This is a genomic window from Micromonospora sp. NPDC126480 (assembly GCF_040302465.1).
In the GTDB taxonomy this organism is placed as follows: Bacteria; Actinomycetota; Actinomycetes; order Mycobacteriales; family Micromonosporaceae; genus Micromonospora.
This window is the reverse complement of sequence record NZ_JBEORU010000022.1, coordinates 54,652-67,961: the sequence shown is the minus strand read 5'-3', so window position 1 is coordinate 67,961 and position 13,310 is coordinate 54,652. Positions and strand designations below refer to the sequence as shown.

The following is a 13,310-nucleotide window of genomic DNA, read 5'->3' as shown; positions in this document are numbered from 1 at the left end:
CGAACAGCCGGTGATCAGGGGTGGACCAGTCGTGACCCTTCCTCAGTCGATCGTCTTCAACGGTGACCTCGGCAGCGGCAAGAGCACCGTCTCCGTGGAGATCGCCAAGCGGCTCGGCATGCGCCGGGTCAGCGTCGGCGACCTCTACCGGCAGATGGCCCAGGAGCGGCAGATGACCGCCCTCCAGCTCAACCTGCACGCCGAGCTGGACCAGGCCGTCGACGGCTACGTCGACCAGCTCCAGCGGGACATCGCCGCCTCCGGGGAGCGCCTGGTCATGGACTCGCGGCTGGCCTGGCACTTCTTCACCGACGCGCTGAAGGTGCACATGATCACCGAGCCGGGCGAGGCCGCCCGGCGGGTGCTGCTGCGCCCGTCCGGCCCGGCCGAGAGCTACACCTCGCTCGAGGAGGCGAAGGCCCGGCTCAAGGAGCGCAGCGAGAGCGAGCGGGGCCGGTTCATCGTCCGCTACGGCGTCGACAAGGCCCGGCTGCGCAACTACGACCTGATCTGCGACACCACCCGGGCCGCCGCCGAGGAGGTGATCGAGCACATCATCGACGCGTACGAGGGACGGCTCGGCCCCGAGGTGCTGCGTGACAGCCCGCCGCTGCTGCTGCTGGACCCGGCGCGGATCTATCCCACCGAGGACATCGCCAGCCTGCGCGACCTGTGGGACTCCGAGTTCGTCGGCGACGTCGCCGCGGCCGGCGACGAGGCGCTCGACCCGCTGCGGATCGGCTACACCGGCGAGCACTTCTTCGTCGTCGACGGGCACCGGCGGCTCAGCGCCGCGCTGCAGAACGGGTTCCGGTTGGTGCCTGCCCGGCTGGTCGCCGAGGTCGACGAGCCCGTCGTCGGCGGTATGAGCGCGATCGACTACTTCACCGCCCAGGTGCGGCCCGGCCTGATCCACGACTGGGAGGCCGCCCACAAGATCGAGCTGCCGCTGCCCGAGCACACGCTGCTGGGCGGGGACGCGGTGCTGGCCGGGGAGCCGGGCGCCGGCGTCTGACGCCGGGGACCCGGCGCGGCGCGGCGCACGGTCGGCGTCCGCGTCCGCAGCGTCCGGGGCTGCGGGCGGACCCGCGCGGCGCGCATCATGGAGCCTCCGGTACCTCGGCACGGGGAGGCGGCTCATGGACGCATCCGAGGCGCTCGCGCTGCTCATGTCACGGCCGGGCCGGCTCGACCCGTACCCGACCTACGAGCGGCTGCGCGCGCACGGTCCGGTGGTCCAGGCCGCGCCCGGCTTCTTCGTGGTCACCGGGTACGCCGAGGCCGACGCGGTGCTGCGCGATCCCCGGTTCGTGGTGCTCGACGGCGCGATGCGCGACGACCTCTTCCCGCAGTGGCGCACCAGCCCGGCCCTGATGTCGATCTCCCGGTCCATGCTGCGCACGAACCCGCCCGACCACAGCCGGATGCGCCGCCTCGCGGCCGGGGCGTTCACCCCGCGCCGGGTCGCCGCCATGCGTGACGTGGTGGCCGACCAGGCCGACGAGCTGATCGACGGGATGGTCGCAGCCGGCCGCGACGGCGCTCCGGTCGACTTCATGGCCGGTTTCGCGTACCCGCTGCCGGTGGCGGTGATCTGCGCCCTGCTCGGGGTGCCCGCGGCCGACTGGCCCCGGTTCCGGCGGTGGGCCGGCGACCTGACCGGCGTCCTGGAGCCGGAGTTCACGCCGGACGAGCTGGCGGTCGCCGACGCCGGCGCGAGCGAGCTGCGCGACTACTTCACCGGGCTGATCGCCCAGCGGCGCCGGGCTCCGGGCGACGACCTGACCACCGCGCTCGTGCAGGCGCACGACGCCGACGGTGACCGGCTGTCCGGGGACGAGCTGCTGGCCAACCTCGTGGTGCTGCTGGTCGCGGGCTTCGAGACCACCACCAACCTGCTCGGCAACGGCCTGGTGGTGCTCCTGGAGCACCCCCGCGAGGCCGCCGCGCTGCGCGCTCGTCCCGACCTCGCGCCCGGGTACGTCGAGGAGTTGCTGCGCCACGACTCCCCGGTGCAGCTGACCACCCGCGCGGCCCGCGAGCCGGTGACCCTCGACGGCGTCGAGCTGCCGGCGGGCGCCTGGACGCTGGTCCTGCTCGGGGCCGCCAACCGGGATCCCCGGCGCTTCCCCGAGCCGACCCGGTTCGACCCGTGGCGCGCCGAGCCGCACCCGCTGTCCTTCGGTGCCGGTCCGCACTACTGCCTGGGCGCCGGGCTGGCCCGGCTGGAGGCGCAGGTCGCCTTCCCGCTGCTGCTGCGCCGGCTGCCCGACCTGGCCCTGGCCGGTACGCCGCAGCGCCGGACGCGGCTCACGCTGCGTGGCTACGACACGCTTCCGGTCGCCGTCAGCGCCGCGGTCACCGATCGCGGTACGCCGGCCGGGACCGGCCCGGGCACTCCGTAGACTGGTACGGCACGCCCGACGCCGAGCCCACGAAGGAGCCACCCCGCGTGACCGTCCAGCCCATCCGTCTGTTCGGCGACCCGGTGCTGCGCACGCCGGCCGATCCGGTGGTCGACTTCGACGTCGAGCTGCGCAAGCTCATCGCCGACCTGACCGACACGATGCGCGAGCAGAGCGGCGCCGGCCTCGCCGCGCCGCAGCTCGGCGTGGGCCTGCGGGTGTTCGCCTTCGACGTGGACGACGTGGTCGGCCACCTGGTCAACCCGGTGCTGGAGTTCCCCGACTCCGAGGAGCAGGACGGCCCCGAGGGCTGCCTGTCCATCCCCGGGCTGTACTTCGACACGAAGCGCCGGCAGAACGTCGTCGCCAAGGGCTTCAACGGCTACGGCGACCCGGTCCAGATCGTCGGCACCGGCCTGATGGCCCGCTGCGTGCAGCACGAGACCGACCACCTCGACGGGGTGCTGTTCATCGACCGGCTCGACCCGGCCGGCCGCAAGGAGGCGATGAAGGCGATCCGCCAGGCGCAGTGGTACGACCCGGCGGCCCCGCCGACGGTAAAGCTCAGCCCGCACGCCGCCGGCAGCCCCTTCGGCCTGGGGCGGTGACCGGCCGGTGCGCGTGATCTTCGCCGGCACGCCGGCCGTCGCCGTCCCCGCCCTCGCGGCGGTGGCCGCCTCCCGCCACGACCTGGTGGCCGTGGTGACCCGTCCGGACGCCCCGGCGGGTCGCGGCCGTGGCCTGTCCCGCTCGCCCGTCGGCGCCTGGGCCGACGAGCACGGCGTGGAGGTGCTCACCCCCGCCCGGCCGCGCGAGCCGCAGTTCCTCGACCGGCTGCGCGGGCTGGCACCGGACTGCGTGCCCGTGGTCGCGTACGGTGCGCTGGTGCCGCCGGCCGCGCTGGAGATCCCCCGGCACGGCTGGATCAACCTGCACTTCTCGCTCCTGCCGGCCTGGCGGGGCGCCGCTCCCGTGCAGCACGCCGTCCTGCACGGCGACGAGCTGACCGGCGCCAGCGTCTTCCAGTTGGAGGAGGGCCTGGACACCGGCCCGGTGTACGGCACCCTCACCGACGAGATCCGGCCCACCGACACCTCGGGCGACCTGCTGGAGCGGCTCGCCCACTCCGGCGCCGGGCTGCTGGTCGCCGTCCTCGACGCGATCGAGGACGGCACCGCGCGGGCCGAGCCGCAGCCGGCCGAAGGGGTGTCCCTGGCGCCGAAGCTCACCGCGGAGGACGCCCGGGTGCGCTGGGGTGACCCGGCGTTCGCCGTGGACCGGCGGATCCGCGCCTGCACCCCGGCCCCCGGCCCGTGGACGACCTTCCGGAACGAGCGGGTCAAGCTGGGCCCGGTCACGCCCGTCGCCGACGGTGCCGAGCTGAAGCCGGGCGAGCTGCTGGTGGAGAAGTCCCGGGTGCTCGCCGGCACCGCCACCACGCCCGTGCGGCTCGGCGACGTGCGGGCGGCCGGCAAGCGAGCCATGCCGGCGAGCGACTGGGCGCGCGGCGCCCGGGTCGCCGCCGGGGAGGCCTTCGAGTGACGGGCCCCACCGACCGCCCGCGACCCGACCGCTCCGACACCCGCGCCGGCCGCGCAGACCGGCGGGATCCGGGCCGCCCCAGCCGCGGCGGCGGCGCCGGCCGCCCGGACCGGCGAGCGGCCCGCCCCGCCGTGGACCTGCCCCGGCACGCCGCGTACCAGGCGGTCGCCGCGGTCAACCGGGACGACGCGTACGCCAACCTGGCGCTCCCGTCGATCCTCCGTGACCTGGGACTGGCCGGCCGGGACGCCGCCTTCGCCACCGAGCTGACCTACGGGACGCTGCGTCACCTGGGCACCCTCGACGCGATCCTGACCGACGCCGCCGGACGGGACGTGGCGCGCATCGACCCGCCGGTCCGCGACGCGCTGCGGCTCGGCGCGTACCAGCTGCTGCACACCCGGGTGCCCGCCCACGCGGCGGTCTCGTCGACCGTCGACCTGGTCCGGACGGTCGGGCCGGGCGCGACCGGGTTCGCCAACGCGGTGCTGCGCGAGGTCGCCGGCCGGGACGCGGACGCCTGGGTGGCCCGGCTCGCCCCGCCGATGGACACCGACCCGATCGGGCACCTGGCTCTGGCGTACAGCCACCCGCAGTGGATCGTGCGGGCGTTCGCCGAGGCGCTGGGTGGCGACCTCGGCGAGACCACCCGCCTGCTCATCGAGGACAACGAGCGTCCGCCGGTGCACCTGTGCGCGCGCCCCGGGCTCGCCGACCCGGTGGAGCTGGCCGACGAGGTCGGTGGCGCCCCCGGCGCCTTCTCCCCGTACGCGGTCTACTCCGGCGGCGGGGCGCCGGGGGACCTGCCGGCGCTCGCCGAGGGCCGGGCCCACGTGCAGGACGAGGGCTCCCAACTGGTGGCAAACGCGCTCGCGGTAGCCCCGCTCGACGGTTCGGACGCCCGGTGGCTCGACCTGTGCGCCGGCCCCGGCGGCAAGTCCGGCCTGCTCGGCGCGATCGCCGCCGGGCGCGGCGCCCGGCTCACCGCCGTCGAGGTGTCCGAGCACCGCGCCCGTCTGGTCGCCCAGGCCACCCGCGACCTGCCGGTGACCGTGCTGAACACCGACGGCCGCACCGTCGGCGCCGACCCGGAGCTCGCCGAGGCGGACTTCGACCGGGTGCTGGTCGACGCGCCCTGCACCGGCCTGGGCTCGTTGCGCCGCCGGCCGGAGTCGCGCTGGCGGCGGCAGCCGTCGGACCTGCCGGCACTGACCCGGTTGCAGCGGGAACTGCTCGGTGCGGCGCTGCGGGCGGTCCGCCCGGGCGGCCTGGTCGCCTACGTGACCTGCTCGCCGCACACCGTCGAGACGCACGTGACGGTCACCGAGTCGGCCCGGCGGGCCGACGTGGCGGTCGACTTCGTCGACGCCCGGTCGCTGCTGCCCGAGGGCATGCCCGGTCTCGGCGACGGTCCGACGGTGCAGCTGTGGCCCCACCGCCACGGCACCGACGCCATGTTCCTCGCGGTGCTGCGCCGGAGCTGACCGCCCGGTCGACGAGGGCGGCCAACCGGCCGTACCGTCCCGGGTGGACGGTCCGCGGGTGGCTCAGCCCATCGGCAGGCCGCTACGGCCGGCGCCCTTCATCGACCGGGTCAGCTTCCGGTCGCTGATCCAGAGGAAGCACTGGACACCCCGGTTGCCGTTGCGCCACTCCGACTCCTGCGGGTGGTACCAGATCGAGCCGGTCCGGAACCGCACCTCGCCGCGCGGCACCTTCGCGTACGCGGCGATCAGCGCGCCGCACCCGTCGCGGACCCGGCGCTGGCCGCTGCGGAACGCCGCGAAGGTGGTGTCGGGCGCGGTCCAGACGCCGACGAACTCGGCGTGGTGCGGGCGGGTGCAGGCGACCGGCCCCATCGCGGTCACCTGGTCGTCGTCGACGGTGGGGTTGAAGCAGGTGTGTCGCAGCGGTGACGTGCTCCGCAGCGCACCGGCGAGGCCGGTGTCGCGGGAGACCACGCTCGGGTCGTCCATGCTGCGGATCTCCGCCGCGTCGCACCGGAACCAGCGGGCCCCGCCGGTCCAGGCCGCGGGCGAGGGGAACACCACGGAGAGCCCGATGCGGCCGCTGCGCCAGTCGCCGCCCAACGCCCGGGTCGCCTCCCGGTGGCAGGTGGTGTGCGCGGCGCGCGTCCCGGCGGAGCCGGCGGCCGGTGGCTCGGTACCCGCGGCGGCGGCGCCGGTCAGCGTCCCCACGTGCAGTGTCTCCACCTTGTGCGGCTGGTCGCAGGGGACCGGCGCGTACCCGTCGAGGTAGCCGACCCGGGCCACGAACGGGTGGCAGACGGCCGGCTCGGGCGTGAAGACCGTCGGTGCGCTGATCGGGGCCCAGTCGTCGACCAGGTCGCCGTCGGTGCCGGCCGGCGGCGTGACGCAGCCGCCGAGCATCAGGGCGGCCACCGTGCCGCACAGCGCGAGCCAGCGTCGCTTCATCGTCCGGCCTCCCCGTCGTCCGGCGGACCGGCACCGCCGGTGCCCGCCACGCTGCGGGAGCATACGGCACACGGCGGACGTCAGATGGCCGGCAGCCCCTGCGGGCCGACGCCGCGCATCGAGCGGGTCAACTTACGGTCGTCGCTCCACAGGAAACAGCGCACGCCACGGTCGCCCTCCTCCCACTCCCGCTGCGACGGCGGGTAGAAGATCGAGCCCGCCCGGTACGGCAGGTCGCTGTTGTTGGGCACGTCGGCGAAGGCGGCGATCAGTGCCATGCAACGCTGGTGTGCCCGCTGCTCGTTGCGGGTGAACTCCGCCCAGCTCATGTCGCGTTCCAGGTACACGCCGACGAACTCGGCGCGGTGCGGCTCGGTGCACAGCACCGGGGCCATGTAGTTCAGGTTGTCGCCGATCAGCTTCGGGTCGAAGCACCCGTGCACGAGCGGGGAGTCACCGAGCATCGCGCCGCGCAGGCTGCCGGTCCGGTTGACCGGCCGGGTGTTGTCGATGCTGTCGGTCTCGCTGAGGTCGCAGCGGAACCACCGGGCGCCGCCGGCCCACGCGGACACCGACGGCAGGGCGATGTTCAGCGTGAGGCGGGCCGCGTGCCAGTCGCCGCCGAGCACGTCACGGACCCGCTGGTCGCACTCGGCCCGCGCGCCGCGCAGGTCCGGCGAGCCCGGGTTCGGCCGGCGGTCACGCTCGGCGACGGGACCGGTGAACCTGCCCACGTGTACGGTCTCGGCCAGGTGGTTGCGGGCGCAGTCCACCGTCTCGTACGTGCTGGCCTGCACCACCGCGGTGATCCGTGGCAGGCAGACCCCGGCGGCCGGGGTGAACAGCCGCGCCTCGGACAGCGCGGGCCAGTCGTCGGTGAGGTCGCCGTCGGAACCGCCCGGCCGGACACAGCCGCTCAGCAGGAGCGCGGCCGCGCCTGCCAGCGCCAGTGCTCGGAGAGGAAGCCACCGTCGCATCATCCGCCCTTCCCGGGAGCTGACGGCCGGTGCCGCGGACCGGGCCGGCGCGCCCGCCGGCGGTCGTGCAGCCCACGTCACCGTCCCTGTTGGAGTGTTGCCGCGTTTCGGTCTTCCGGCCAGTCGCGAATGGCTCTCCGTCCGGTTTCACCGTCCGGAACGGCCAATTCTGCACCAGAGGTCACCGCTGGGTCACGGGGTGTCCCGGTTGGTGCCGTGCCGCCGGCGGCTGGTGGCCGCGTTCGTACACTTGCCCAGTGACCGTACCGCCGCCGATCGTCGCGCCGAGCATCCTGGCCGCCGATTTCGCCCACCTCGCCGACGAGGTCCGTGCCGTCGAAGGTGCCGCCGACTGGCTGCACGTGGACGTCATGGACAACCACTTCGTGCCGAACCTGACGATCGGGTTGCCGGTCGTGCAGAGCCTGCGGGCGGCCACGGAGATCCCGTTCGACGTGCACCTGATGATCGAGGACCCGCGGCGGTGGGCCCCCGGGTACGCCGACGCCGGCGCGTACAACGTGACGTTCCACGCGGAGGCCTGCGACGACCCGGTCGCGCTCGCCAAGGACCTGCGCTCGGCCGGCGCCAAGGCCGGGCTGGCGATCGACCGGGACACGCCCGTCGAGCCGTACCTGGAACTGCTGCCCAGCTTCGACACGCTGCTGATCATGACGATCAAGGCCGGCTTCGGCGGGCAGCGGTTCATCCCCCAGTTGCTGGACAAGGTGCGCACGGCCCGCCGGCACGTCGACGCCGGCCACCTGGAGGTACGCATCGAGGTCGACGGCGGCATCGCGGCGGACACCATCGCCCAGGCGGCCGAGGCCGGCGCGGACGCGTTCGTCGCCGGCACCGCCGTCTACGGCGCGGACGACCCGGCCGAGGCGGTCCGGAAGCTGCGGGCCATGGCGGAACGCGCGGCGGCCGGGGCCTGACGTGGAGCCCGCCGGCGACCGCCCGGACGTGATCCTCGTCGTCGACGACGATGAGGACATCGCGCGGTTCGTCGAGTTCAACCTGCGGCTGCACGGGTACCAGGTGATCCACGCCGGCGACGGTCAGGAGGCCCTCGAGGTGATCGAGCGGGAGCGTCCCGACCTCGCCGTGGTCGACCTGATGATGCCGCGCATCGACGGCCTGGAGCTGACCCGGCGGCTGCGGGCCGACCCGATGACCGCCGCGTTGCCGGTGATCATGTTGACCGCCAAGGGGTTGACCGTGGACAAGGTGCACGGCCTCAGCGCCGGGGCCGACGACTACCTGGTCAAGCCCTTCGACACCGCCGAGCTGGTGGCCCGGGTCAGCTCCACGCTCCGCCGCAACAAGGAGTTCCGGGAGGTCTCGCCGCTGACCGGGCTGCCCGGCAACAGCCGGATCCGCCGGGAGATCGCCGACCGGATCCGGGTCGGGTCGGACTACGCGGTCGGCTACATCGACATCGACCGGTTCAAGAGCGTCAACGACGTCTACGGCTTCGTCCGGGGCGACGACTTCATCTCGGCACTGGCCCGCAGCCTGCACCGGGCCGTGGTCTCGGTGGGCCTTCCGCCGGCGTTCCTCGGTCACGTCGGCGGCGACGACTTCGTCTTCGTCTGCACGCCGGACCAGGTCGTGCCGCTCACCTCGCGGGTCTCGGCCGACTTCGAGACGGCCGCCGACGCGTTGTACGACCCGCCGGACGCCGCCCGCGGCTACGTGGAGGTGAAGGACCGGCGGGGCAACCTGCGCCGCGCCGCACTGGTCACGCTCTCCATCGGCGTGTCGGTCTCGGACGCCAACAAGCGCCTCACCAACCCGCTGGAGGCGATGACGATCGCCTCCGAGATGAAGTCGGTGGCGAAGAGCCAGCCGGGGTCGTACGTGGCGGTGGACCGGCGTCGGGGCGTCGCGGACCCGAGCCATCGTCATGTGAAGTAGCTCGCGTGGGTGCCACAGACGCCCCGACGCGTGCAAGACTGCCGGTAGTACCCACCACGCGCTGGCGGGACTCGGTGTAATTCCGAACCGGCGGTGATCCACGGTCCGACCGTGGTAAGCCCGCGACCCGGGAGCGGTTCGTCCGCCCGGTGGACCTGGTGAGAATCCGGGGCCGACGGTTGGGTGCGGGCACGCCCGCCCCCAGACAGTCCGGATGGGAGACAGCGCGCGGGACGGATGGGCCGTGCCCGGCCGCCACCTCGGCGTGCCGTACGGCCACCCGGGTCGGCTCTGCCGTCCCCGGATCTCCGCCGCCGCACGCCCGCGGCCCGATGCCGTCGCTCCCGTCGCCGCCCGCGCGCCGACCGGCGAGCGAAAGGGCAGGGGCATGGCCGGCGTCTCCGTCGACGAGGCGATGCGTCGCGCGATCGAGCTCGCCGCGCGAGGTCTCGGCACCACCAGCCCCAACCCGGTCGTCGGCTGCGTGCTTCTCGACCCGGGCGGGCGGGTCGTCGGCGAGGGTTTCCACGCGTACGCCGGTGGGCCGCACGCCGAGATCGTGGCGCTCGCCCAGGCTGGCGAGCGGGCCCGGGGCGGGACCGCCGTCGTCACCCTGGAGCCCTGCGACCACACGGGCCGCACCGGCCCCTGCAGCACCGCCCTGGTCCAGGCCGGGGTCGCCCGGGTGGTCATCGCGGTGCCCGACCCGAACCCGGTCGCGGCCGGCGGTGCCGCCACGTTGCGCGCCGCCGGGGTCCAGGTCGACCTCGGGGTACGCGCCGCCGAGGCGGAGGCGGGCAACATCGCCTGGCTCATCTCGATGCGCCGGGGCTGGCCGTACGTGATCTGGAAGTACGCGGCGACGCTGGACGGGCGGTCGGCGGCCGCCGACGGCACCAGCATGTGGATCACCTCCGAGGCGGCCCGGATGGACGTGCACGCGCTTCGCGGCACCGTCGACGCCGTGATCGCGGGGGTGGGCACGGTGCTCGCCGACGACCCGCGCCTGACCGCCCGGAACCTGCGCGACGGCAGCCTCGCGATCCGGCAGCCGCTGCGGGTGGTGGTGGACTCGGCGGGCCGTACCCCCGCCGGGGCGCGGGTCCGCGACGCCGCCGCCACCACCTGGATCGCCACCGCGGCCGAGGTCGGCGCCGGCCCGGACGGCCGGGTCGACCTGCACGCGCTGCTCGCCGCGCTGCACGGCCGCGGGGTGCGCGCCGCCCTGCTGGAGGGCGGGCCCCGGCTGGCCGGCGCGTTCCTCGCCGCCGGGCTGGTCGACAAGATCGTCGGCTACGTCGCGCCGCGGCTGCTCGGCGCCGGCCCGACCGCGCTCGTCGACGCGGGTGTGACCACGATCGCCGAGGCCATCGACGCCGAGATCGTCGACGTTACGCAGGTCGGTCCCGATCTGCGGATCACCGCGCTGCCCCGGAAGAGGGAGGGCTGACATGTTCACCGGCATCGTCGAGGAGTTGGGCGAGGTCGTCCGCGTCACCGAGACCGCGGGCGACTCCGCGCTGGTCGCGATCCGCGGTCCCCTGGTCACCTCCGACGCCCGCCACGGGGACTCGATCGCGGTCAACGGCGTCTGCCTGACCGTGGTGGACGCCGCCGACGGGAGCTTCACCGCCGACGTGATGGGGGAGACGCTGCGCCGCTCCGCGCTCGGCGCGCTGCGGCCCGGCGACCCGGTCAACCTCGAACGGGCCGCCACCCTCGGCAGCCGCCTCGGCGGCCACCTGGTGCAGGGCCACGTCGACGGCGTCGGCGAGGTCGTCGCCCGGGAACCGGCCGCACAGTGGGAGACCGTCCGGTTCCGCCTGCCCGAAGCCCTGACCCGGTACGTGGTGGAGAAGGGCTCGATCACCGTCGACGGGGTGTCGCTGACCGTCGCGGAAGTCGGGGCCGACTGGTTCTCGGTCGGTCTGATCCCGACCACGCTGAAGCTCACCACGCTCGGGTCCCGCCGGGTCGGTGACCCGGTCAACCTCGAGGTCGACGTCCTGGCCAAGTACGTCGAGCGTCTGCTCGGCGGGCACCTGCCCGGCGGCGCCACCCCGCGCGGGGTGGCGTGATGGGTCCCCTCGGCTGGCTGCTGGACGCCCAGGTGAGCGTCGCCGGCTCGCCCGTGCTGGTGCGCGAGATCGTCGGCAACGTGTTCGGGCTCGCCTCCGCGCTGCTCGGCCTGCGCCGCGTCGTGTGGGCCTGGCCGGTCGGCATGGTCGGCAACGCGCTGCTGTTCACCGTCTTCCTCGGCGGCGCGTTCGCCACCCCGCAGGCGCACGACCTGTACGGCCAGGCCGGCCGGCAGGTCTTCTTCTTCGGCGTCAGCCTCTACGGCTGGTGGCGCTGGTCACGCAACCGCCGCCGCGGTGTCGACGGGGCGCCGGCCGTGGAGCCGCGCTGGGCGACCGGGCGGGAGCGGCTGGGGCTGCTGCTGGCCGCCGTGGCCGGCACCGCCGTCGCGTACCCGGTGCTCGCCGCCCTCGGCTCGTGGGGGCCGCTGCCGGACGCGTGGATCCTCACCGGCAGCCTGCTCGCCACGTACGGGATGGCCCGCGGGTACGTCGACTTCTGGCTGATCTGGATCGCCGTCGACGCGGTGGGGGTGCCGCTGCTGCTGCGCGGCGGCTTCTACCCCTCCGCGGCCATGTACCTGGTCTACGGCGCGTTCTGCGCCTGGGGCCTCGTCGCGTGGTGGCGGACGTCCCGGGCCACCCGTCCCACCCCGATCCCGTCCACCTACTCGGAGGCCGTGGCATGAGCGTTTTTGGCAGCATCGAGCAGGCGGTGGAGGACATCGCCGCCGGCCGGCCCGTCGTCGTGGTCGACGACGAGGACCGGGAGAACGAGGGAGACCTGATCTTCGCGGCCGAGCTGGCCACGCCGGAGCTGGTCGCGTTCATGGTCCGGCACACCTCGGGCTACATCTGCGTGCCGCTGACCGAGAGCGAGTGCGACCGGCTGGACCTGCCGCCGATGTACCACACCAACCAGGACAGGCGGGGCACCGCGTACACGGTGACCGTGGACGCCCGCGAGGGCGTGAGCACCGGCATCTCGGCCGCCGACCGGGCGCACACGATCCGGCTGCTCGCCGACGCGGCGACCGGTCCGGCCGACCTGGCCCGCCCGGGGCACGTGGTGCCGCTGCGGGCCCGCGAGGGCGGCGTCCTGCGCCGGCCCGGGCACACCGAGGCGGCGGTCGACCTGACCCGGCTCGCCGGGCTGCGCCCGGCCGGTGTCCTCTGCGAGCTGGTCAACGACGACGGCACGATGATGCGGGTTCCCGACCTGGAGAAGTTCTGCGCCGAGCACTCGCTGACCCTGATCACCATCGCGGACCTGATCGCGTACCGGCGGCGGACCGAGAAGCAGGTCGAGCAGGTCGCCGACGCCCGGATGCCCACGAAGCACGGGGTGTTCCGCGCACTGGGCTACCGCAGCGACTACGACTCGGCCGAGCACGTCGCGCTGGTCATGGGCGACCTCGGCGACGGCCGGGACGTGCTGGTGCGGGTGCACTCCGAGTGCCTCACCGGCGACGTCTTCGGTTCGGTGCGCTGCGACTGCGGGCCGCAGCTCAACGCCGCCCTCGAGCGCGTCGCCCGGGAGGGGCGGGGCGTGGTGCTCTACGTACGCGGCCACGAGGGGCGCGGCATCGGCCTGCTGCACAAGCTCCAGGCGTACCAGCTGCAGGACCTGGGTCGGGACACCGTCGACGCGAACCTCGACCTCGGCCTGCCGGCGGACGCGCGGGACTACGGCACCGGCGCGCAGATCCTCTACGACCTGGGCGTACGGTCGATGCGGCTGCTCACCAACAACCCCGCCAAGCGCGCCGGCCTGGAGGGGTACGGCCTCACCGTCACCGGTCGCGAGGGCCTGCCGGTGCGGCCGCACCCGGAGAACGTGCGCTACCTGCGTACCAAGCGGGACCGCATGGGGCACCTGCTGGAGGAGCTGGACGAGGTGACCGAGGCGCCGATGGGCCGTACGGTCCCCGGTGACGAGATCGGAGCGTAGGA

13 protein-coding genes and 1 riboswitch are annotated in these 13,310 nt (G+C 74.6%); of the genes, 11 read left to right on the top strand and 2 right to left on the bottom strand.

The genetic code is table 11. From position 1 onward, the window contains the following. The first annotated feature begins 31 nt into the window (after positions 1-31). The 5 genes from ABTW87_RS20505 (at position 32) to ABTW87_RS20485 (ending at position 5,431) form a co-directional block, all read left to right on the top strand. Positions 32-1,015, top strand: a complete 984-nt coding sequence (locus tag ABTW87_RS20505) for an AAA family ATPase (RefSeq protein WP_350652430.1) — start codon at positions 32-34, stop codon at positions 1,013-1,015. A gap of 124 nt (positions 1,016-1,139) precedes the next feature. Then, on the top strand, positions 1,140-2,405 hold the full coding sequence (locus ABTW87_RS20500) for a cytochrome P450 (RefSeq protein ID WP_350652429.1): 1,266 nt from the start codon (positions 1,140-1,142) through the stop codon (positions 2,403-2,405). Between the two features lie 47 nt (positions 2,406-2,452). Further along, entirely contained in the window at positions 2,453-3,013 is a 561-nt protein-coding gene (gene def / locus ABTW87_RS20495; protein ID WP_350652428.1) for a peptide deformylase, read from the top strand. A gap of 7 nt (positions 3,014-3,020) precedes the next feature. After that, on the top strand, positions 3,021-3,947 hold the full coding sequence (gene fmt, locus ABTW87_RS20490; RefSeq protein WP_350652427.1) for a methionyl-tRNA formyltransferase: 927 nt from the start codon (positions 3,021-3,023) through the stop codon (positions 3,945-3,947). Beyond that, complete coding sequence (locus ABTW87_RS20485) at positions 3,902-5,431, top strand: RsmB/NOP family class I SAM-dependent RNA methyltransferase (protein WP_502891621.1); 1,530 nt, start codon at positions 3,902-3,904, stop codon at positions 5,429-5,431. The genes fmt and ABTW87_RS20485 overlap by 46 nt, the downstream gene beginning before the upstream one ends. A 63-nt stretch (positions 5,432-5,494) precedes the next feature. Here the strand turns inward: ABTW87_RS20485 and ABTW87_RS20480 are convergent, their stop codons facing one another. Both ABTW87_RS20480 and ABTW87_RS20475 read right to left on the bottom strand, forming a co-directional pair. Continuing rightward, entirely contained in the window at positions 5,495-6,382 is an 888-nt protein-coding gene (locus ABTW87_RS20480) for a septum formation family protein (RefSeq protein ID WP_350652425.1), read from the bottom strand. An 80-nt stretch (positions 6,383-6,462) separates the two neighbouring features. Further along, positions 6,463-7,359 carry a septum formation family protein gene (locus tag ABTW87_RS20475; RefSeq protein ID WP_350652474.1) on the bottom strand — a complete coding sequence of 299 codons (897 nt, stop codon included), beginning with the start codon at positions 7,357-7,359 and terminating at the stop codon, positions 6,463-6,465. A gap of 257 nt (positions 7,360-7,616) precedes the next feature. Between ABTW87_RS20475 and rpe the strand changes: the two genes are divergently transcribed. The 6 genes from rpe (at position 7,617) to ABTW87_RS20445 (ending at position 13,308) form a co-directional block, all read left to right on the top strand. Beyond that, on the top strand, positions 7,617-8,297 hold the full coding sequence (gene rpe, locus ABTW87_RS20470; protein WP_350652424.1) for a ribulose-phosphate 3-epimerase: 681 nt from the start codon (positions 7,617-7,619) through the stop codon (positions 8,295-8,297). A 1-nt stretch (position 8,298) separates the two neighbouring features. Then, positions 8,299-9,279, top strand: a complete 981-nt coding sequence (locus ABTW87_RS20465; protein ID WP_350652423.1) for a GGDEF domain-containing response regulator — start codon at positions 8,299-8,301, stop codon at positions 9,277-9,279. 56 nt (positions 9,280-9,335) lie between these two features. Further along, positions 9,336-9,509: riboswitch (FMN riboswitch) on the top strand. 158 nt (positions 9,510-9,667) lie between these two features. Beyond that, positions 9,668-10,729 (top strand): bifunctional diaminohydroxyphosphoribosylaminopyrimidine deaminase/5-amino-6-(5-phosphoribosylamino)uracil reductase RibD, encoded by a 1,062-nt coding sequence (gene ribD, locus ABTW87_RS20460; RefSeq protein WP_350652472.1) that lies wholly within the window; start codon positions 9,668-9,670, stop codon positions 10,727-10,729. A gap of 1 nt (position 10,730) precedes the next feature. Then, a complete protein-coding gene (locus ABTW87_RS20455) occupies positions 10,731-11,357 on the top strand; it encodes a riboflavin synthase (protein WP_350652422.1) in 627 nt (208 codons plus the stop codon). Further along, positions 11,357-12,046: a nicotinamide riboside transporter PnuC gene (gene pnuC, locus ABTW87_RS20450; RefSeq protein ID WP_350652421.1), complete on the top strand. Its 690-nt coding sequence runs from the start codon at positions 11,357-11,359 to the stop codon at positions 12,044-12,046. The genes ABTW87_RS20455 and pnuC overlap by 1 nt, the downstream gene beginning before the upstream one ends. Beyond that, entirely contained in the window at positions 12,043-13,308 is a 1,266-nt protein-coding gene (locus tag ABTW87_RS20445) for a bifunctional 3,4-dihydroxy-2-butanone-4-phosphate synthase/GTP cyclohydrolase II (RefSeq protein ID WP_350652420.1), read from the top strand. Before pnuC ends, ABTW87_RS20445 begins: the two co-directional genes overlap by 4 nt. Positions 13,309-13,310 lie beyond the last annotated feature (2 nt).